Below are 20,306 nucleotides of genomic sequence, written 5' to 3' on the forward strand. Positions count from 1 at the left end.
CCACCGCCACCGAATAGCCCCGGCCTTGCGACCCGCAAGTTGGTTATTCCCTCACCATTCCGACACGCGCGGAACGAGCAAAGTACCGTCGGTTTCTGTCTGCGAATTTGTCCTGTCGATTCCAGGCTGCCGGCCGGACCCGCAGTCCCCGATCGATCGTCCGTGTCCTGCGGTACATCCCACACGCTACAGCCGCTCCCGGACGCGCCGAACGATTGCGTCGACGTCGTATCGATCGTCCTGTTTGTCGAAGACGACGGCACCATCCACGCGAACGACGAAGATGCCGTGATCGCCCGTTGCGAGCGTGACGGCGTCTAAGTCGTCCTCGAACGTCGTCAACAGTACGTGCTGTACGTCCTCGGCACGACCCAGAAAGCCACACGGAACACAGTACTCGATTTCGACCGTCGTCACACCCGACGATTCAATCCGCTAGTACAAACCATCCGGGGTCGGGGAAACCGCTGCAATAGCATGCGGCGGGACGACGGTACACCGTCGCCCGTCAGTGCTCGACTGCACCGACTCGGTCCCGATACTCGTCGAGAAGGTCGTCGAGGATCCCGTGGTTGTTCGTCGCGTGCGGTGCCGACAGCGGCGAGACGCTGATTCGCCCCTCGACGACGGCCCGGCGATCGGTTCCCTCGGGATCGGGAAGCGTCTCCGGGTCCATCGATTCCCAGACGCGATCCGCGAGATGGATCGCGTCGCCGTTTCGAACGGCATCCATTTCGTAGCGCTTCGAGGGCTGGGTGATTTCGATCGGCGCAGGCTCGTCTCCCGGCAGCGGGACGTTGACGTTGAGATACGTCCCGCCGCCGAAGACTCCCGACCCGAGCGCGTGTTCCACGAGGAACGTCGTCACGCGCGCCGCCTCTGCGAACTCGGCCGCCGACAGGTTGACCTCGTGAAACGGCGTCTCGTCGTCGACGGGCACGTACAGCGAGGTCGCGATCGCGGGAACGTCGAAGAAGGCGGCCTCGACGGCGGCGCTGATCGTCCCCGACCGTCCCAGAACGTACTCGCCCAGGTTCGCGCCCCTGTTACAGCCCGCGACGACGAGGTCGGGGACGGGCCCGAGTTCCGCGAGTCCCGCGACGACGCAGTCGGCTGGCGTTCCCTCGACGGCGTAGCCCAGTTCGTGTTCCCAGACATCGACCTCGTGTGAAATCGAGCGGCCGCAGGCGCTTCGATCGTTTGCCGGGGCGACGACGGTCACGCTGGCGTGTTCGCTCAATGCGTCGTACAGCGCCCGAATCCCGGTGCTGTGGATCCCGTCGTCGTTGGTCAACAGGATCTCCGTGTCGTCGCTCATGTCGGTTCGGTTAGTGTCGGAGCCGAAAAGCCCACCGTTTCCGGAGACACAGACCCACCATTTGCAGGGTGCCCCGTGGCCAGTTTTCGACCGCTATCCGGCCCGATCGACGATCGTCTCCTCGTCGACGACGAGGTTGTACGCCTCCTCGTCGTCGTTCCAGAGTGCGAGAACGCGCTCGAACGCCAGCAGGTCGCCGTAGTCGGCCTCGAGTAGCGCCCGGTTGAGCGACGTTTCCCTGGTGAGGACGGCGTAGTGATCGATCGACTCGCTGCCGTCGCTGATCTTGAACAGCGGATTCGACCGGCCCGGAGCGCCGTCGTCGTCGTGGTCGCTCAGCGATCGGCTGAGTTTGGCCGCCACGAGATCAATCCGGTTCGTGACGTGACGATCCATCTCCGCCATCGCCGCCCACTCGTCGCGATCGAGGTCCACATCGATCCGCCGGCGGCCGTCGAGGCGAAGGTGGGAGTAGGCGAACTGGACATCGACGTTGACGAACTCGCCGGGTGCGTGCTCGTCGTCGTCCGCGGGCGTGGCGTCGTCCAGTCGGCGCTGGAACGACGGCACCGCGAGGTCGGGACGGGCGTCGAACGACCAGCCCCGATCGGTCGGCGTTTCGCCGGCCCACAGCCGAACCGTCGGCCCGTAGACGGTGACGGTGCGTTCGTCGGCCGCTTCGGGACCGGAAAGCCGCCGCCCCTCAAGCGCGCGTTCGACCTCGCGCAACCCGATCGCAGTGTTCCTGTCCGCGGGTGCGATCGCGAGCACCGTCCCGTCGGATGCGAGCAGGTCGAAGTATCGCTCCACGACGATTTCCGGGTCGTCGAGTTCGCTCAGCACGTTCGCAAACAGGATCAGGTCGAAGCCGTCTTCCGGCGCGGTCGGATCGCCCCCTTCAGGCGCGGTCGGATCGAACGCCTCCGCAGTCGTCCGGTGGATCGTGGAGTGAACGTTCCGTCCCGTCTCGGCCAGCAGCTCGTCGAGGACATCCGCCGCTGCGCTCGGTTCGATCGCGTGGTAGTCGACCAGTGCGTCCTCGGGCAGGTAGTCACAGAGTCCGAGCGCGGGACCGCCGACGCCCGCCCCGACGTCGAGGACGCGCAGGTGCCGCCCGAGAAGGCCCTGCTCGGCCAGATCGTCCAGTGCGTACTGGACGGCCGCGTAGTACGCCGGGAGATGATAGATCGCGTACCCTGCTGCCACATCCTCGTCGTAGTCGACCGGCCGCCCGTCGAGGTACTGCTGTTTGAACCGCCGGATCGTCGATCGGAGCAGATCGGCCGAGACGCCGGTCTCCCAGCCGACGCCGTAGCGATCGACAAGCAGGTCCTCGACACGCTGCTCGTAGTCGGCGGGGAACCGTTCGACGGGGCCGCGCCGGGGTGAAACCGGCTCGTCGTCGACGGGGACGAACGTCCCGTCGTCACGTTCGCGCAGGCCGAGGTCGACGGCGTCCTCTCGCAGGTGCTGGCGGACGACCGCCGGATGCGGCGTTCCGGACACGTAGTCACAGATCTCCTCCGGGTCGATCGGGCGGACGTTACGCAGATACTTCGCGTTCGATCGAATCGCCTCGCGCTGGTCGGTCATGGGTTTTCACCGTCGATTTCGTCCGGTTCTCGATCCGCCGTGTGCCAGTTAGCCGCTGCCTCCTGGTACAGTGCCGCGAGTTCCGCGTCGTCGGCAGCGGCGATCTCCGCGGCAGCGTCGGCGACCCGCTGCGCACCGGCGAACGTCGCCTGAATGTCCGCGTAGACCCGTGGGGTCCCCTCGGTCATCGTCTTCGCGAGGTCGCACAGGCCAGCGTATATCGGCGTCTCGAACTCCTCCGGAACGGACTCGGCTACGAGGGCGAACGAGAGGACGGCGGCGTGAGTCGCCGCCTGTACCGACTCCATGGCATGGTCGTGCTCGCTCGCCGTCGTTTCCGCGAGGTTGTTACCTCGCGCCGCGAGTGCGTCGAGCACCGCGTCGGTCGCCGGTCCCGGTTCATCGCGGACGACGGCGATCGAACCCGGTGCACGTTCAGGGGCAAACAGCGGGTGGAGACTCACCCGCTCGAGCGCCGGTGCGTGACGATCCATCGCGGCGAGCGGGGCGTCCATCACGCCAGAAACGTCGACGATCGCCCGGTCGGCCCGGTCGGCGTGAGCCGCGATCGCGTCGACGACGTGGGTCATCGGCACCGCGAGGCAGACGACATCGTAGCTGTCGTTCCCCTCGAGCGTCGTGACGCCGCCGCCGACGGCCTCGGCAGCCGCGCTCGCGGCGTCGGGATCGACGTCGGTGAACGTGACGTCGGCGTCGACGGCACTCCCGAACCACGTCCCCATCGACCCCGCACCGACGATCAGTACCTCCATCGGCCACGACTACCGCCCCGTGTCGCAAAAGCCGTTCGATCGATCGTCTGCGACCGACGGCCCTCGGCGTACGACGGCCGGCTCGACCACTTCCGGTTGGCACCGGTCGACTCGGCCACGATCGATCGTACTCGAGTCTCGATCGCACCCTCGCCACCCGACACTGTTTGCACGTAGGTTCTTCAGTCGCCGGACCCGAGACGACCTATGACACGGATCGGAATCGTCGGCGCGGGTGCGGCGGCCGCAGCCGCGACGTACGTACTCGAGGAGACGATCGACGACGCCGAAGTGACGGTCCTCGAAAAATCGCGCGGACTCTGTGGGCGGGCGGCGACCCGTCGTCGCGACGATGTCGTCTACGACTACGGCGCAAACTACGTCAAATCCGCAGACGATCGCGTGGTCGACCTCCTGACCGAGACGCTCGACACCGACGGGCTGGTCGACATCGAGGAACCGATCTGGACGTTCGACAGCGAGGCCACCGTCTCGAAAGGGCGAGACGCCGACGAGCACAAGTGGACCTACCGGCAGGGGCTGACCCAGATCGCAAAGCGCCTGTTTGCACGAACCGACGCGACGATCGAACGAGAGACGCGGGTAGAGACGATACTTCGAGACGGTGAGAACGGGGGCGGGACCGAGAACGGCACTGGTGACGGGGACGAGTCACAGTGGCGACTCGAGGACACCGACGGCCGGACCTGGGGTCCCTTCGACGTGCTCTGTCTGAATCCGCCGGCCCCACAGACTGCCGAACTGCTCCGATCGGCCGAGTGGGACGCCGAGATACGCCAGACGCTCCTCGAGACGATCGACGCAGTTCCCTACCGAACGGTCTGGACGGGAATCTTCCATTACCCCTTCGAACTCGAGAAACCCTACTACGCGCTCATCAACACCGACAAGGCCCACGAAATCGGCTGGATCGCCCGCGAGGAGTGCAAACCGGGCCACATCCCCGCCGGCGAGTCGCTGCTGATCGTCCAGGCCGGCCACGACTGGTCGGTCGAGCATTATGACGCCAATCCTGACTCGAATCTCGAGGATCTGGCGGTGATGACCGCGGACGTGCTCGACGACGATCGGCTCGCAAAGCCCGACTGGACCGACCATCAGGGATGGCGGTACGCACAGCCCGAGGAGGGGGTCTTCGAGGGACCGCTTGGAACCGCCGAAGAGGCGAATCTCTACTGTCTCGGTGACTGGGTCGCCGGCGAGGGACGACTCCACGCCGCGTTGCGAAACGGACTCGACGTCGGCGAACGGATCGGCCGTTCTGCGTGACGCGATCGAATCGGAGTCCGAGCCAGCGATCGCCGCGGGCATCCTGATACTGCGTCGACCATCCGTCGATCAGTTCCCGTCCTCGAGGCCTCGACTCACACTCCCGTAGCGCTCCAGCAGTTGCGAAAAGACGGCCCGCTCGGCGCGGCGGAGCAACACCGAGGCGGAACTCTCGGCAATCCCGAGGGAGTCCGCAACCGCTGCAAGCGGTGCCTTCCGTGGAACGTCGTAGTAGCCGCATTCGAGAGCGACCGAAACGGCCTCGCGCTGTCGATCGGTGAGCACGCCCGCGAGCGGGCCGCCGCGGCGATCGTAGGTCCCGATTTCGGTGACCGTGACGGTAATCTCATCGGGCATGGATTCGAGCAACTGCTGGATGTCGTCTCCGTCGCCGACGATCGAGACGCCCATTACGCCGTCCGCATCGTACCGGATCGGCGGCACGACGATCAACTCGCGACCCGTGAACGCGCCGCGCCAGTCGGTCGTTTCGGAGCGCGTCTCCTCGCAGACGTAGAGGTGAAAGGAATCGTCGTCGATCGGCACGATCGAGTACCCCCGAATCGATTCGACCTCGTCGAGCGCGTTGCGGTAGGGCTGGCGATCGGCTTCGACGTAGAACAGTTCGTACTCGACGCCGGCCTCGCCGTGGAGGTTCCAGGCGAGCAGTTCTTCGTACCGGACGGCGTCCGTCCGGCGGATAAACCGCTGCATCGGGTGGCACAGTCGATCGGGCAGACGCACCCACACGTCGAGATACCGCATCGGCATCGTTCGGAATTCGGCCGCCGAATATAAAAATGGGCTAGGAGCGTCGGGGAAACGTCGAACTGTTGTCTCCGAGAAGGATCGAACATGAGCCACGATGCGTCTCTCGGTGCGAGCACCGACCCGGAGTCGTCCGGGGCGGTCGAGGCGAGCGTTCCGCCGGGACCGGACGGCTATCCGATCGTCGGCAACACCCCGCAGATCGTTCGGGAGCCGATCGGATTTCTCGAGGGGCTCCGGAGCTACGGCGACGTGGTTCGCTACCGGATCGCCGGCAATACGGTCACGGCGCTGCTCCACCCGGAGTACGTCGAACGGGTCCTGGTCGAGGAACCGGACCGGTTCGAACGGTACCTGTTCGCAGATCGGGGCTTCGACTTCGCGCCGGAGGGGATCCTGTTCACCGACGGCGAGCAGTGGCGAACCCAGCGCCGGATCATGCAGCCCGCGTTCACCATCGATCGAATTCGATCGTACGCCGAGACGATGAGCGGCGTCGCGGACGCGACGGCAGATCGGTGGGCCGACGGCGACGAAATCGCGTTGAATCGTGCGTCGTCGAGACTGACGCTCGAAATTCTCGCGTCGACCTTGTTCGACGTCGAGATCGATCCGACGGGCGACGACGAAGCGATCGCGCGGGCGGCACGGATCATCAACGAGCAGGCGAACAGCCGGAGCGTCGCGTCGTACATCCCGGAGTGGGTTCCGACGCCGGGGAACCGCCGGTACCGGCGAGCGATGGCCGACTACCGCGATCGCGTGACGGAGTTGATCGATCGCCGTCGCGGAGGTGGCGAGAACGCCGACGACCTGCTGTCGATTCTCCTGTTCGCGGCAGGGCCGGATGGACAGACGCTGTCGGAAGAAGAGATCCGGGACAACCTGCTCACGTTCGCGTTCGCCGGCCACGAGACGACGTCGCTCGCGCTGACGTACACGTTCCTCTTGCTGTCCCAGCACGAAGCGGTCCGGTCCGAACTCGATGCAGAACTCGAGGGGGTGCTCGATGGCTCGACGCCTACCTTCGCTGACGTTTCCGAACTCGAGTACACCGAGCGAGTCATCAACTAGGCCATGCGTCTCTATCCGCCGGCGTTTCTGATGCTCCGGAAGGTGACCGAGGATGCCGTGATCGGCGGCTGCGAGATTCCGGCAGGAACGATCGTGTCGCTTCCACAGTATCTACTGCACCGCGACGAGCGGTTTTACGACGAGCCGGGCGCGTTCCGCCCCGATCGCTGGCACGACGAGTTCGAGGCACAGCTTCCGGACTACGCGTACTTCCCGTTCGGAGGCGGTCCGCGACACTGCATCGGCATGCGATTTGCGATGCTCGAACTCAAACTGGTGCTCGCGACGCTGGCCCAGCGCTTCGAGTTCGAACTCCTGAGCGACCCGGAGCCGAAACTCGCTCCAGGCGCAACCCTCCAGCCAGCGGAAGGCGTTCGGATGCGAGTTACCGAACGGAACTGACGACGATCCGGGCTTTCGATCGCTTTCAACCGGTGATCGCTCCGCAGGCGACCGCCTCTGACGATCACTCCGCCCTCGGCTCGAGTCCGACGCGGTAGTCGGTCAGGTTCTCGGAGCCGTCGTCGGTGACGACGATCAGGTCCTCGATTCGGACGCCGCCAACTGCTGGATCGTAGAGTCCCGGCTCGATCGTGATCACGTGGCCGGGCTCGAGTTCGCCGCCGGAGGGGGATACGCGGGGCTGTTCGTGGATGTCCAACCCGACTCCGTGTCCGGTGCCGTGAATGAAGCCCGTCTCGGCGTTCGGATCGCTCCGAAGCGTCTCGTATCCCGCGTCCTCGATTACGTCGCAGGCCACGTCGTGAACGTCCGCACCCGTTACGCCAGGTTCGACGGCGTCGAGCGCGGCCTCGTACGCCTCTCGCGTGACCGCGTACCGCCGTCGAGCCTCCTCACCGGGGTCGCCCCGAGCGAACGTCCGCGTCATGTCCGCGAAGTACTTCGTCTCCTTGTCCCGCGGGAAGATGTCGATCACGATCAGTTCGTCCGCCCGAAGCGGGCCGCTGCCTCGATCGTGCGGGTCGGCGGCGTCGGCTCCGCAGGCGACGATCGTGTCGTCGAGCGCACAGCCGTGGCGAACGAGGGTGATCTCGATCTCCTCTTTGACGCGTTCGCTGGTCAGCGCCTCGCCGTCGTGGACGAGCACGCCGTCGTCGATCTCGGCGGTCGCGATTAGGTTCTCGGCGGCGGCCATCGCGGCCTCGTTAGCCCGCTGGGTCGCCCGGATCTGGTCGATCTCCCAGTCGGTTTTCCTCGCGCGAACGTCCTCGACGATTCCCGCGGGTTCGACCGTGACGGTGACGCCGTGTTCTCGGAGGCCGTCGGCGGTTCCCGTCGGGAAGTTTCGGGGCACCGCGATCGATTCGACGCCGTGTTCGTCGAGAAACGCGGCGATCGTGCGAAGTGCCCCTTCGCTGGCGCCGAACTCCGCGACGAGTTGCTGGTAGTCGTAGGCCGCCCGTCGAGTGACGGTGTTGGCGTCCGAGTCAGAATTCGCTCGGCCGTATTCGAGCCCCGAAACCAGCAGGTGGACCGCCCCGTCCGCAGTCACGAGGGTCTGGTAGGCGTCCGGTGCGTCGAAGCCGGAAACGTACCGCTGGTCCGAATCCGAGGCGTCGTCGTCGATGAGATACGCGTCGATCGAGTTCGCCGCGAGGAACTCGACGAGTGGCGAGAGATCAGCGTCCATGTCCGTGACTGTACGGAGCGGTGGTCATAATCCCGTGGGTCTCGGCGGGATTCGATCGATCGGCGGATTCGGTTAGCTACCGAATCCGATCACCGGCCGGACCCCAGGGTCGGCAGGTCACGGTTATATCCAACTAAATTGGCTGTTCAGTGTCGGTGGAGCAGCGCCTGCTGATAGCGTCTTTTCACGATAGCGCTACCAGTTATGATTTAGTCCTTGCCTTAGATGATCCGCATATGAGTCGGCAATCTACGGAATTACAGGAAACAATTGCGATGGATCCGGAGCCGTCGGATTCGTTTACCGATTTACCACGGAACGAGTGGCGAAACGTGTTCTTCTCACTCTCCGAAGACGTGAAAGAACACCTCATCGCTGACATGAGTCGGTCGGAACTGGAGGCGTTTATCGACCGGTTGGATCCGGACGAGGTGACGGACGTTCTCGGGTATGTTGACGAAGGGACACGTGAGGCGCTGCTCGCAACGATCGATCGCCAGCGTCGCGAGAAAATCGACTTCCTACTCTCGTTTGACCCTGAAAGTGCGGCTGGGGTGATGAGCCTCGATTACGTTACGGTCGATGAGACGCGAGACTTCCCGGACGTGATCGAACGCGTTCGTCGGTTCGAAGAGGGAACGGGACAGGTTCCGACGATCTTTGTTACTGCAGACGGAGAATTACAGGGCGAACTCCCCGGCGCGGCGCTGTCCGTGGCTGATCCCGAAACCGAGACGATCAGCGACTACGTCCAAGAGACACCGCATGTCCGGTACGACCGGGACGACGAAGAGGTTCTTGAGGTGTTCAAGCAAAACCGCGAGCGTTCCGTTGCTGTACTCGATGAAGAGGAAGACATCCTCGGCGTGATCCACGCCGAGGACTTGTTACGGCTGCTCGAAGAGGCGCAGGGTGAAACACTCTACGAGTTCACCGGCGTCGCTGAAGAAGAGAGTGTTCTCGACGGTCCGGGAACGAAGGTACGGCGACGATATAAGTGGTTGATCCTCAACCTCGGAACGGCGTTTATGGCTGCAGCGGTCGTTGGGCTGTTCGAGTCAACCATCGCTGCCGTCGCCATCTTGGCAGCATACATGCCGGTCGTCGCCGGGATGGGTGGAAATGCCGGCACACAGGCGATGGCGGTCACTGTTCGTGGGATTTCACTCGGTGAGGTGTCACTCAACACCGGCAAACGTATCATCTTCAACGAAGTCGTTGCCGGTGCCGTCAACGGGACCATTACCGGTGTGCTCGTCGCCGTGATCGCGATCGCCTTTTCGTTTGGCGAGTTCGGACTCTTACTCGGGGCCGTCATCGGCATCTCGATGATCGCGAACCTCGTGATCGCGGGCTTTTTCGGTGCCATCACGCCGCTCTTGCTCGATCGAGCGGGATACGATCCGGCCACGTCTGCGACGATCTTCATCACGACGGCGACCGATGTGCTGGGCTTTTTCGTCTTCCTCGGCCTGGCCCAGGCGGTCCTGTTGTAAGCGCCGCTGATACACTCCTGTCATTGGCTGTGTATGATCGATCTGGGAACACCAATCCGACTGCTCTCTATGCGAGCTACGCGCCCTGTATGTAGCACCCTGTTCGTATCACGATTGAAGGGGTTCAACAGAGCCTGCTGGACGGAACTGTCGTAGCACTCGCGCTTTCGTCCGACGGATCCTCTTCACCCGCTTCTGTCCGACAGTATCGTTCCACAGATCGGTATCGGTAAGGGGGGCCCGCTCCACAGGGCGACCATGAACGTCACGATCACCCCCTCGAGCGTGCGAGGGCGGGCCCGTGCACCGCCGTCGAAGAGCTACACTCACCGGGCGATTCTCGCCTCGGGATACGCCGACAGCGCGACGGTCCACGACGCGCTCTGGAGTGCGGACACGCAAGCGACCGCCCGTGCAGTAGAGTTGTACGGCGGCGACGTGAGCCGGGCCGGCGACGGAACCCTCTCCATCGAGGGCTTCGATGGCCGCCCGGACGTGCCGGCGGACGTTCTCGACTGCGGAAACAGCGGGACGACGACGCGACTGGTCACCGCGACCGCCGCGCTGGCCGACGGCACGACGGTTCTCACGGGCGACGCCTCGCTGCGATCTCGGCCGCAGGGACCGCTCCTCGACGCGATCGCGGACCTCGGCGGCGAGGCCTTCAGCACCCGCGGAAATGGCCAGGCCCCGCTGGTCGTCACCGGTCCGATCGCCGGCGGTACGGTGTCTATTCCCGGCGACGTCTCCTCGCAGTACATCACGGCGCTGCTTATGGCCGGAGCCGTCACCGACGAGGGGATCGAGATCGACCTCGAGACGGAACTCAAGTCCGCACCCTACGTCGACGTGACGATCGAGGTGCTCGACGCGTTCGGCGTCGAGACCGAGAAGACGGAAACCGGCTTCACCGTGGCCGGCGATCAGCCGTACCGCCCCGAGGACGGCGAGTACCGCGTCCCCGGCGACTTCTCGTCGATCTCCTACCCGCTGGCAGCGGGTGCGATCGCCGGCGACGAAACCGTGACGATCGAGGGCGCACAGCCGAGCGCGCAGGGTGACACCGCGATCGTCGAGATCGTCGATCGAATGGGGGCTGAGGTCGACTGGGACCGCGAGGCCGGCACGATCGACGTGACGGCGGCACCGCTGTCGGGCATCGAGGTCTCCGTCGCTGACACGCCGGATTTGCTGCCGACTATCGCGACCCTCGGTGCGGTCGCCGAGGGCGACACCCGCATTTTCGACGCCGAACACGTCCGGTACAAGGAGACCGATCGCGTGAGCGCGATGGCCGATGAACTCGGGAAGATGGGCGTCGAAACCACCGAGGAACACGATTCGCTGACCGTCCACGGCGGGGACTCCACCCTCCGGGGCGCGACGGTCGACGGCTGTGACGACCACCGGATCATCATGTCGCTCGCGCTGGCCGGACTGGTCGCCGAGGGCGAAACGACGATCGAGGGTGCTGACCACGTCGACGTCTCCTTCCCCGGCTTTTTCGAGCTGCTCGAGGGGCTGGGAGTGGCGATCGATCGGTCAGATTGAGGATATCCAACGGGTGTACTGCGGACACTCCAGCGTCTGCGCCAGCGACGAGATTCTGCTAGTGCGTGTTGTCCCGCACTCGCACTCGGACTCGATCGTCGGTCGCCCCGGGTGTGAATGGCACGCTCGGGAGATACTTTACACCCACGAGTTCGTAGACGAGATCATGCTGCAGGACCGCATCGCGGCGTCGTTCGACGATCGGGCGGACGGCGACTACTGGTTCCCGTCGTACGAGGACTACTGCTTCGCGAACGTCCCCGAGACGGCGCTGTCGGTGCTCGACGACGGGTTCGATCGCCGGCTCCCCACCGGCGTCTTCGACGGCGTCGAGACGGCCGTCGACAACGTCGTGCTCTTTCTGCTGGACGGGTTCGGCTACGAGCACTGGCAGCGGTACCACCGCGAGTACGAGTTCCTCTCGGCGCTCACCGATCGGGGAGCGGTGACGCCGCTAACGTCGATCTACCCCTCCGAGACGGCGGCGGCGATCACGACCATCCACACCGGTCGTCCACCGATCGAACACGGGTTGCTCGGCTGGGACCAGTACCTCGAATCCGCCGGGCAGATCGTCCAGACGTTGCCGTTTACGACGCTCGAAGGCGATCCGCTCGAGACGGCGTCGCCGTCGTCGTCGGCACGAGAGTTGTTCGAAGGCGAGTCGCTGTACGGCCGCGCTCGAGCGACCGGGATCGACTCCGTTGCGATCCAGCCGTCGACGTTCATCGATTCGGGCTACACGCGAGCGACGACCGAAGGTGCAGAACGCATCGGCTACGACACGGTGGCCGACCTCGCGCTGTCGATCCGGCGAACGCTCGAGGAGTCGTCGGGGCGGACGTACGTCTACGCGTACGAGCCGACGATCGACTCGATCTCCCACGCCGAGGGGACGGGGACCGAACGATACGAGACGAACCTCGAGGCCATCTGCGATCGCCTGCGGCGAGAACTGGTCGTCCGTCTCGACCCCGCCGTGGCGGAGCGAACTCTGCTGCTGGTGACCGCCGACCACGGAATCGTCGATACGGTTCCGAAGGAGAACGTGCGGGTGAGCGAGTGGGACGACTGGGGCTCGCTCCGAGAATTCTTCCGGCGCGACGACGAGGGAAACCCGCGCCTCCCGACCGGCAGCCCGCGAAACATCCACTTTCACGTCCGCTCCGACCGACTCGAAGACGTCCGGGACCGCCTCGAGTCGCGCCTCGACGTCCGGACGTTCACCCGTACGGAAGCGCTCGATCGCGGGCTGTTCGGCCCGGGGACGCCATCGGAGACGTTCGACCGTCGCTGTGGCGACCTGATCGCCGTCCACCGTAACCGGGGGGTGTGGTGGGACTCCATGAGGTCGATCGGGATGCACGGCGGGCTCACCCGCGAGGAGATGCTGGTACCGTTCGCGGCGTGTCGGATGGATCGGCTGCGGGAGTGATCCGATCAGAAGATTGCGGGGCCGACGAAACCGGTATCACGGAATGGCAGCGCTGAAACACCAGTGCCAGCGCTGAAACTCACAGCTTCAGCTGCGGGTAGCGGCGTAACCGGGAAGGGGCGCCTCTCCGCGAGCGGTTCACCGCCGGAGCGGGCGACGTTCGCGGAGGCGGCCTTTTCAACGGCGCGAGCGATCCCGCGGTGGAAAAAGGGACGTGAGAATCCTGCAGTGCTAAGTGTCCGCGTCCCCGAGAGGGCCGTAATGAACGGCAATCGCTTCGGTCGTCTCTTTCAGGTGACCACCTTCGGTGAGAGCCACGGAGAGGCGATGGGCTGTACCGTCTCCGGCTGTCCGGCCGGTCTCGAACTGTCCGAAGACGACATTCAAGGAGACCTCGATCGCCGGAAACCCGGCCAGTCGATGATCACCACCTCTCGCGGCGAACCCGACGCCGTCTCGATCAAGTCGGGCGTTCAGGACGGCTACACGACCGGAACGCCGATCGGGATGGTCATCCAGAACAAGGACGCACGATCGGGCAAGTACGAACCCTTCATCACCGCGCCGCGGCCGTCCCACGGCGACTTCACCTACTCGGCGAAGTTCGGCACGCGCAACTGGGGCGGCGGCGGGCGATCGTCGGCCCGCGAAACGGTCAACTGGGTCGCGGCGGGCGCGGTCGCGAAGAAACTGCTCTCACTCGAGGGAATCGAACTGAAAGCGCACGTGAACCAGATCGGAGACGTGGAGGCCCCCGAGGTGAGTTTCGAGGACCTGCTCGAACACAGCGAGGAGAACGACGTCCGCTGTGCCCACCCCGAAAGCGCCGCGGCGATGCAGGACCTGATCGAAGACTATCAGGAGGAAGGCGACTCGATCGGCGGGAGCATCTACTTCGAGGCCCGCGGGGTCCCCGTCGGTCTCGGTGCCCCTCGTTTTGATTCCCTCTCTGCGCGACTCGGGCAGGCGATGATGGCGGTGCCGGCGACGACGGCTTTCGAGTTCGGTCTCGGAACCGAGGCAGCGGAGTGGACCGGCAAAGACCGAAACGACGACTGGGAGTTCGATTCGGAGGGGAATCCGACGCCTGTCGAGAACGACCACGGCGGCATTCAGGGTGGCATTTCGAGCGGCGAACCGATCTACGGCGAGGTGACCCTGCACGCCCCGACCTCGATCCCGAAGACCCAGCAGACCGCCGACTGGGAAACCGGCGAACTCAAAGAGGAGAAGGTCATCGGCCGCCACGATCCCGTCCTCCCGCCGCGTGGCGTCCCCGTCGTTGAAGCCATGCTCGCGCTTACCCTCGTCGACTTCATGCTGCTGTCAGGTCGCATGAACCCCGATCGAGTCGACGGACAACCCGGCGAATATGATACTGACTACCACCCGAGCAATCCGCGAAACGAGTAAACAGCGTTCCCAGCGGTAGCCGGCCTGGTAACGGGTATCAACCGACGCGTTAATCCGGTTTGACCAGAATTTTTACGTGATCGCTCTCGGGATCGATCAGCCGCTCGAATCCGTCGTCGACGATCGCGTCGAGACCGATTCGCCCGGTGATGAACGGTTCCGGATCGAGCCGTCCGTCGGCGAGCATGTCGATCACCATGCCGTACTCCTCGTCGGCGCGCGGGCCGCCCAGATACGCGAGCGTTCCGGTGACGGTTCGTTCGCCCAGGACGAGGGTGTTCAGGTGGGTGTTCACTTCCTCCTCCCAGATGCTCACGACCGTCGTTTTGCCGTTCGGAACTGTACTCTCGACGGCGTCGTTAAACGACGCCTCGACGCCAGCGACCTCGAACGCGGCGTCGACCCCGCCGTCGGTGTTCGAGGTGACGTACTCCACCGCGTCCGTCGTCGAGGGATCGACGAGTTCGTCCGCACCGCAGTCGGCGGCGCGTTCGCGCCTGGCGTCTCGCGGTTCGGAGACGAATATCGTCCCCGCACCCGCCGCCCGAGCGCACTGGATCACCGCGAGTCCGATCGGTCCGCTGCCGAACACAGCGACGGCGTCGCCGGCCTGAAGCCCCGACCGACGGACCGCGTGTAGGCCGACGGCCAGCGGTTCGACCAGCGCCCCGTGTTCGACCGGCACGTCGTCGCCGAGCGGAACGGCGTGTTCCGCGTCGAGGACGGCGCTCTCTGCAAACCCGCCGTTGCCACCAGAGAGACCGACAAATCCGATCGAATCGCAAATATGGTAGTGTCCTTCCCGGCACTGTCGACACTCTCCACAGTAGAGAATCGGGTTGATCGCGACGGCGTCGCCCAGTTGGAGGTCCGTTACCGAGTCACCGACTTCGGAGACGAGTCCGCTGAACTCGTGGCCCATCCTGATCGGTGCCGTCTCCTGGGAAACTGGGTGAGGATCGTCTTCGGGAACGAAAATCGGACCGGCGGCGTATTCGTGGAGATCCGACCCACAGATGCCACACGAATCGATGTCGATTCGAACCTGTGTCGCGCCGACGCCCCGTTCGTCGATGTCTTCGACGCGGATGTCCTCGCGTCCGTGATAGCGTGCTGCGAGCATGTCATCTGCCCTCACACCAAGCGAGATATTAAATGAGTCCTCGCTAGCAGAGGCGGTAACCGGGTGCTCATCAGAGTAATGCCGAATTAATCGTTATCATTATACCGTGGTTCGTGGTAACGTGTGGCGCATGTCTGAGTACACGCTTGACACCGAAGACGGGAGACGAGAGGCCCTCCGTCGGATGCTGACGATACGCGAGTTCGACTCGACCGCGGGGGACTACTTCGCAGACGGCGAGATTCCGGGCTTCGTCCACCTGTATATCGGTGAAGAGGCGGTCGGCGTCGGGACCTGTGCGGCACTCGAACCCGACGATTACATCGCGAGCACACACAGGGGCCACGGCCACTGCATCGCCAAGGGGCTGGACCCGAAATTGATGATGGCCGAACTGTTCGGCAAGGCCGACGGCTACTGCAACGGAAAAGGCGGTTCGATGCACATCGCGGACGTCGACTCCGGAATGCTCGGCGCCAACGGTATCGTCGGCGCGGGGCCGCCGATGGCGACCGGTGCCGCGCTTTCGATCGACTACCAGGATCGCGATCAGATCGCCGTCGGCTTCCTCGGCGACGGTGCCGTCGCACAGGGACAGGTTCACGAGGCGATCAACCTCGCCTCGACCTGGGACCTGCCGGCGGTGTTCGTCATCGAGAACAACCACTACGGCGAGGCGACGCCGGTCGAAAAACAGCACAACGTCGACAGCCTGAGTGATACCGCCAGCGCGTACGATATTCCCGGCGTCACGGTAGATGGCATGGACGTCACCGCAGTCGCTGAAGCCGTCGAACAAGCCCGAAAGCGCGCGCAAAACGGCGACGGGCCGACGATCGTCGAGGCCAAAACCTACCGCTATCGCGGCCACTACGAGGGCGACGAGGAACCGTACCGAGACGAAGACGAACTCCAGACGTGGAAAGACCGCGACCCGATCGACCGCTTTGCCGATCGACTTATCGATCGCGGCGAACTGACTGCGGACGAACTCAACGACCTGCGCGAGGAGGTCGAAGTCACGATCGACGACGCGATCGCCTACGCACAGGACGCCCCGCTGCCGGAGCCGAGCGAGGCCTACGAGGATATGTTCGCGGAGATGCCCCCCGAAATCGAGCGCTTTGCCAGTCAGGCGCGTGCCGACGGCGGGTCGCTCGGAGGTGACCGACGATGACCGCACAGGCACAACTCGAAGAACTCGGCGAGACAGAAGCGATGACCGTCCGCGAAGCGATCAGGCTGGCGCTTCGCGAGGAACTGCGCCGCGACGAGGATGTCTACGTGATGGGCGAGGACGTCGGCCTGTTCGGCGGCGTCCTCGAGGTCACCGGCGATCTCTACGAGGAGTTCGGAGAGGAGCGCGTTCGAGACACGCCCATCAGCGAGGCCGGCTTCGTGGGTGCTGCGACGGGTGCCGCTGCAACGGGTACCCGGCCGGTCGTCGAGATCATGTTCTCCGATTTCATGGGCGTCTCGATGGAACAGATCATGAACCAGATGGCGAAGATGCGCTACATGTTCGGCGGGAAGACCGAGATGCCCGTCACCGTCCGTACGACCGAAGGCGGCGGCATGGGCGCAGCCAGCCAGCACTCCGGGACGATCCACGCCTGGATCGCCCACTTCCCCGGACTGTACGCCGTCGCGCCGGGAACGGCCGCCGCCGCGAAGGGGCTGACCAAAGCCGCGATCCGGTCGGACGACCCGGTGTTCGTCTTCGAGAACAAGATGATCTACGAGCAACAGGGCGACGTCCCCACCGACGAGGAGTTCACGGTTCCGCTCGGGGAGGCCGCGGTCGAACGCGAGGGCGAGGACGTGACCGTCGTCGCGACCCAGCGGTTGGTCGGGGAATCGCTGCAAACCGCCGACAGCCTGGCGAACGACGTGAGCGTCGAGGTCATCGACCCGCGGTCGCTGTACCCGCTCGATACGGAGACGATCGTCGAGAGCGTCCAAAAGACCGGACGCCTCGTCGTCGCAGACGAGAGCCCGCTCTCGTACGGTACCCACGCGGAGATCGTCAGCCGCGTCCAGGAGGAAGCCTTCTTCAGCCTCGACGCGCCGATCCAGCGAGTCGGCACGCCGGACACGCACATGCCGTTTAGCCCCCCGCTCGAGCAGGAAGTTCTTCCCGACGGCGACGACGTTCGGGACGCGATCGAGCTGATCACCTAATAATGGGCGCGACGACCGAGTTGCGTGGCGGGGCCGGCGCGTGAGCCGCGTCGGACTCGTCGTGAATCCGGCGGCCGGCCGCGACATCCGCCGCCTCACCGGCGGTGCGAGCGTCGTCGACAACTACGCCAAGCGCCGCGTCGCCGAGTGCGTTCTCGAGGGTCTCTCCGTCGTGGCCGACCCGCCCGCCGTCGCGATCATGCCCGACAAAACCGGCATTGCAGAGCACGCGATCGCTGAGGCTCCCGACGAGGTCGCGATCGAGCCAGTGGAGATGCAGATCGAGGAGTCAGCCGCCGACACCCGTCGAGCGGCCGCGTACTTCCGCGAGCACGCTGACGCCATCGTCGTCCTCGGCGGTGACGGGACGACCCGCGACGTCTCACTCGAAGCCGGCGACGTCCCGATCGTCTCCGTCTCGACGGGAACGAACAACGTGGTCCCGACGCCCGTCGATGGGACGGTTGCCGGGGCGACGGCAGCCGCGGTCGCGACGGATGCCGTCGGTGTCGAGGGCGTTACCGATCGCCACGGCAGAATCGAGGTTCGAGCGGACGACGTCACCGGCGAGAAGCGTCTCACCGGGCTGGCGGCGGTCGAGATCACGGACCGTCCGTTCGTCGGCACGCGTGCCGTCATCGACCCGTCCGAACTGATCGGCGGCGTCGTCTCCCGGGCCCATCCGAGCGACATCGGACTCGGCTGTATCGCGGGCAGTCTGGGGCCGCTCGCCCCCGATGCACCCGGCGGTGTCGCACTCCGACTGGGTGATCCGGAAACGACCGATCGATCGGTGTCGGCTATCGTCGCACCCGGAATGACGGCGTCGATCGGCATCGCCGCCTACGAGCGACTCGACTGGGGTGAGCCCGTCACGTTCGAGGTAGCCGACGGCGTCGTCGGCGCGGACGGCGAGCGCGAACTCGAACTCGTGGACGGGACGGTCGAGATCACGCCGCTTCCGGACGGGCCGCGTCTCGTCGACGTCGACACCGCACTGGGCGCGGCAGCCGAGGCGGGCGTGCTGGCTCGGGGGGCGGCGACGGTCGACGAGTTCTAACCCTCTCTCGCGAGTCGCGGTCCCGATACGGTCCCGTGCTACTCCCGGCCGCGATACGACTCGAGGACGAGTTCCGACGCGTTTTCGGCCCGCTTGAAGAATCCATCGAGGAAGGCGGTCGCCTCGGTCGCCCCGATCGCGCGGGCGTCGTACGTTACCGTCGCCACGACGAGCGGTTGGAAGGTGACATCGTCGCCGCCTGGAACCGCCCGCTGGCCCGTCGGATCGACCTGCAACGTCGCGACGGCGGGTGGATTGATCAGTCGGCCATTGCCGTCGGTCTCTGCCGCGTTTGTGACGGTGAACGTCGCCCGCTCGTGTTCCGTCGTCGGGTCTGCGCCGCTACCGCCGTCGACGTCCTGTCTCGCCTCGAGGACGTCCGTCAACGATCGGTTCTGGGCGTCCGAAATCACGACTGAAACCGGCTCGCCGTCGGTATCTGCGACGAGCGCGATTTGTTGGTCCGCCCTGACCTGGTGGGTCGCCTCCGCGTACGTGCCGTTCAGTACGGCGTGGTCGGCCAGCGTCGCGGCTGCGAGAACGACGAGCACGTCGGTCATGGTGACGGACTCCTCGAAAGCCGATCGAATCGCCTCGATCGCCTCTACCAGTGCGGTCGCGGCCGCCGGCGGTGCGACGGCGCTCGTCCGGTGATACTGGTCCGTTAGCGGATCCCCGGGACTGATCCACCGGACACCCGCAACGTCCTCGGATTCCGGCGGCAGTTCGACGCGGGGTTCTACACCGCTCGGAGCGGCTTCGGCGGCGGCTTCGACATCCGACTCGGAGATCGATCCCATCGGTCCCGTTCCGTCGACGGTCGTCAGGTCTACCCCGAGTTCTTCCGCCCGCTTTCTGGCGCGGGGAGAAGCTTTGACTTCCTCGCTCGCGCCGGACTCGGCGGCTCCCGTCTCCGTTTCGCCTGCGGACTCGGCGGCGGCTTCGACATCCGACTCGGAGATCGATCCCATCGGTCCCGTTCCGTCGATCGTGGCGAGTGAAACACCGAGTTCCGTCGCGCGCTTTCGCGCACGAGGCGAGGCCTTGACGTCTCCGGCTGCCTCCGATCTCGTTGGCTCGCCTTCCGCTCCGATCGTCCTCCCTTCCGTGCCGGTGGCTTGTGCGGGACTCTCTCCAGTCGCTGTCTCGGCAGTCGCCGTCTCAGCACCACCGGTCTCGGCGGCGGCCTCAGTCTCGCCTTCCACAGTCGCCCCCGTTTCTCCGGCGGCGGCTTCGCCCGGTGCTAAATCGGGTGCCGCGTCCGCGAGTTCGCCCTCGGCCTCGTCTTCGAGCGCCGAAACGTCCTCGTCCGCTGGCGCGAGGATGCCGATCGGCGTTCCCGGCGGTACCTCCTCGTCCTCCTCGACGTAGATCCGCCGAATTTCTCCGGCCTCGCGAGCGTCGACCTCACCGATGCTCTTTTCGGATTCGACCTCGACGAGGGAGTCGCCCTCCTCGACGGCGTCGCCGGCGGCGACGTCCCACCCGAGAACGACGCCACGTTCCATCTCGAGACCAAGTTTGGGCATCTTGATAACGTACCCCATGATACCAGTACGGATCACGCGCCGTCACTAAAG

General features: G+C 65.2%; 16 protein-coding genes and 1 pseudogene. 9 read left to right on the forward strand and 8 right to left on the reverse strand.

Features of this window, described 5'->3' with window-relative positions; all coding sequences use genetic code 11:
• Positions 1–186 precede the first annotated feature (186 nt).
• From AC6I6L_RS03095 to AC6I6L_RS03110, 4 genes are all read right to left on the reverse strand, one after another.
• Positions 187–417: an Rdx family protein gene (locus AC6I6L_RS03095; protein WP_497916249.1), complete on the reverse strand. Its 231-nt coding sequence runs from the start codon at positions 415–417 to the stop codon at positions 187–189.
• Between the two features lie 91 nt (positions 418–508).
• Entirely contained in the window at positions 509–1,318 is an 810-nt protein-coding gene (gene surE / locus AC6I6L_RS03100) for a 5'/3'-nucleotidase SurE (RefSeq protein WP_497916250.1), read from the reverse strand.
• Between the two features lie 93 nt (positions 1,319–1,411).
• Entirely contained in the window at positions 1,412–2,911 is a 1,500-nt protein-coding gene (locus tag AC6I6L_RS03105; RefSeq protein ID WP_497916251.1) for a small ribosomal subunit Rsm22 family protein, read from the reverse strand.
• Positions 2,908–3,684, reverse strand: a complete 777-nt coding sequence (locus AC6I6L_RS03110) for a prephenate dehydrogenase/arogenate dehydrogenase family protein (protein ID WP_497916252.1) — start codon at positions 3,682–3,684, stop codon at positions 2,908–2,910. Before AC6I6L_RS03110 ends, AC6I6L_RS03105 begins: the two co-directional genes overlap by 4 nt.
• Before the next feature lie 207 nt (positions 3,685–3,891).
• Between AC6I6L_RS03110 and AC6I6L_RS03115 the strand changes: the two genes are divergently transcribed.
• Positions 3,892–4,974, forward strand: a complete 1,083-nt coding sequence (locus AC6I6L_RS03115; protein WP_497916253.1) for an NAD(P)/FAD-dependent oxidoreductase — start codon at positions 3,892–3,894, stop codon at positions 4,972–4,974.
• 69 nt (positions 4,975–5,043) lie between these two features.
• Here the strand turns inward: AC6I6L_RS03115 and AC6I6L_RS03120 are convergent, their stop codons facing one another.
• Entirely contained in the window at positions 5,044–5,745 is a 702-nt protein-coding gene (locus AC6I6L_RS03120) for a helix-turn-helix domain-containing protein (RefSeq protein ID WP_497916254.1), read from the reverse strand.
• Positions 5,746–5,829: 84 nt separating this feature from the next.
• Here AC6I6L_RS03120 and AC6I6L_RS03125 point away from each other — a divergent pair.
• Positions 5,830–7,218: pseudogene (locus AC6I6L_RS03125) on the forward strand (cytochrome P450).
• A gap of 64 nt (positions 7,219–7,282) precedes the next feature.
• On the opposite strand, the gene AC6I6L_RS03130 reads toward AC6I6L_RS03125, so the two are convergent.
• Positions 7,283–8,467, reverse strand: a complete 1,185-nt coding sequence (locus AC6I6L_RS03130) for a M24 family metallopeptidase (RefSeq protein ID WP_497916255.1) — start codon at positions 8,465–8,467, stop codon at positions 7,283–7,285.
• 236 nt (positions 8,468–8,703) lie between these two features.
• On the opposite strand from AC6I6L_RS03130, the gene AC6I6L_RS03135 reads away from it, so the two are divergent.
• The 4 genes from AC6I6L_RS03135 (at position 8,704) to aroC (ending at position 14,362) form a co-directional block, all read left to right on the forward strand.
• A complete protein-coding gene (locus tag AC6I6L_RS03135; protein WP_497916256.1) occupies positions 8,704–9,963 on the forward strand; it encodes a magnesium transporter in 1,260 nt (419 codons plus the stop codon).
• 258 nt (positions 9,964–10,221) lie between these two features.
• The gene (aroA, locus tag AC6I6L_RS03140; protein ID WP_497916257.1) at positions 10,222–11,514 is read left to right on the forward strand and encodes a 3-phosphoshikimate 1-carboxyvinyltransferase; all 1,293 of its coding nucleotides are present in this window, start codon (positions 10,222–10,224) and stop codon (positions 11,512–11,514) included.
• Between the two features lie 166 nt (positions 11,515–11,680).
• Positions 11,681–12,949 (forward strand): alkaline phosphatase family protein, encoded by a 1,269-nt coding sequence (locus AC6I6L_RS03145; RefSeq protein WP_497916258.1) that lies wholly within the window; start codon positions 11,681–11,683, stop codon positions 12,947–12,949.
• 261 nt (positions 12,950–13,210) lie between these two features.
• The gene (aroC, locus tag AC6I6L_RS03150) at positions 13,211–14,362 is read left to right on the forward strand and encodes a chorismate synthase (RefSeq protein WP_497916259.1); all 1,152 of its coding nucleotides are present in this window, start codon (positions 13,211–13,213) and stop codon (positions 14,360–14,362) included.
• 49 nt (positions 14,363–14,411) lie between these two features.
• On the opposite strand, the gene AC6I6L_RS03155 is transcribed toward aroC, so the two are convergent.
• Positions 14,412–15,485: a 2,3-butanediol dehydrogenase gene (locus AC6I6L_RS03155; protein WP_497916260.1), complete on the reverse strand. Its 1,074-nt coding sequence runs from the start codon at positions 15,483–15,485 to the stop codon at positions 14,412–14,414.
• A gap of 130 nt (positions 15,486–15,615) precedes the next feature.
• Between AC6I6L_RS03155 and AC6I6L_RS03160 the strand changes: the two genes are divergently transcribed.
• Genes AC6I6L_RS03160 through AC6I6L_RS03170 form a run of 3 tightly spaced genes read left to right on the forward strand, consistent with a single transcriptional unit; the run spans position 15,616 to position 18,726 of the window.
• Positions 15,616–16,662 carry a thiamine pyrophosphate-dependent dehydrogenase E1 component subunit alpha gene (locus AC6I6L_RS03160; protein ID WP_497916261.1) on the forward strand — a complete coding sequence of 349 codons (1,047 nt, stop codon included), beginning with the start codon at positions 15,616–15,618 and terminating at the stop codon, positions 16,660–16,662.
• Complete coding sequence (locus AC6I6L_RS03165) at positions 16,659–17,666, forward strand: alpha-ketoacid dehydrogenase subunit beta (protein WP_497916262.1); 1,008 nt, start codon at positions 16,659–16,661, stop codon at positions 17,664–17,666. Before AC6I6L_RS03160 ends, AC6I6L_RS03165 begins: the two co-directional genes overlap by 4 nt.
• 40 nt (positions 17,667–17,706) lie before the next feature.
• Positions 17,707–18,726, forward strand: a complete 1,020-nt coding sequence (locus tag AC6I6L_RS03170) for an NAD(+)/NADH kinase (protein ID WP_497916263.1) — start codon at positions 17,707–17,709, stop codon at positions 18,724–18,726.
• A gap of 38 nt (positions 18,727–18,764) precedes the next feature.
• Here AC6I6L_RS03170 and AC6I6L_RS03175 read toward each other — a convergent pair whose 3' ends face one another.
• Complete coding sequence (locus AC6I6L_RS03175) at positions 18,765–20,273, reverse strand: E3 binding domain-containing protein (RefSeq protein ID WP_497916264.1); 1,509 nt, start codon at positions 20,271–20,273, stop codon at positions 18,765–18,767.
• Positions 20,274–20,306: the final 33 nt, after the last annotated feature.

It is taken from the genome of Halosolutus sp. DAT137 (assembly GCF_059736405.1).

Coding starts and splice junctions, on each gene's coding strand:
- AC6I6L_RS03165 (WP_497916262.1), top strand. CDS start 16,659: ATGACCGCACAGGCACAACTCGAAGAACTCGGCGAGACAGAAGCGATG.
- AC6I6L_RS03160 (WP_497916261.1), top strand. CDS start 15,616: ATGTCTGAGTACACGCTTGACACCGAAGACGGGAGACGAGAGGCCCTC.
- aroA (WP_497916257.1), top strand. CDS start 10,222: ATGAACGTCACGATCACCCCCTCGAGCGTGCGAGGGCGGGCCCGTGCA.
- AC6I6L_RS03130 (WP_497916255.1), bottom strand. CDS start 8,467: ATGGACGCTGATCTCTCGCCACTCGTCGAGTTCCTCGCGGCGAACTCG.
- AC6I6L_RS03115 (WP_497916253.1), top strand. CDS start 3,892: ATGACACGGATCGGAATCGTCGGCGCGGGTGCGGCGGCCGCAGCCGCG.
- surE (WP_497916250.1), bottom strand. CDS start 1,318: ATGAGCGACGACACGGAGATCCTGTTGACCAACGACGACGGGATCCAC.
- AC6I6L_RS03135 (WP_497916256.1), top strand. CDS start 8,704: ATGAGTCGGCAATCTACGGAATTACAGGAAACAATTGCGATGGATCCG.
- AC6I6L_RS03155 (WP_497916260.1), bottom strand. CDS start 15,485: ATGCTCGCAGCACGCTATCACGGACGCGAGGACATCCGCGTCGAAGAC.
- AC6I6L_RS03145 (WP_497916258.1), top strand. CDS start 11,681: ATGCTGCAGGACCGCATCGCGGCGTCGTTCGACGATCGGGCGGACGGC.
- AC6I6L_RS03110 (WP_497916252.1), bottom strand. CDS start 3,684: ATGGAGGTACTGATCGTCGGTGCGGGGTCGATGGGGACGTGGTTCGGG.
- aroC (WP_497916259.1), top strand. CDS start 13,211: ATGAACGGCAATCGCTTCGGTCGTCTCTTTCAGGTGACCACCTTCGGT.
- AC6I6L_RS03105 (WP_497916251.1), bottom strand. CDS start 2,911: ATGACCGACCAGCGCGAGGCGATTCGATCGAACGCGAAGTATCTGCGT.
- AC6I6L_RS03120 (WP_497916254.1), bottom strand. CDS start 5,745: ATGCCGATGCGGTATCTCGACGTGTGGGTGCGTCTGCCCGATCGACTG.
- AC6I6L_RS03175 (WP_497916264.1), bottom strand. CDS start 20,273: ATGGGGTACGTTATCAAGATGCCCAAACTTGGTCTCGAGATGGAACGT.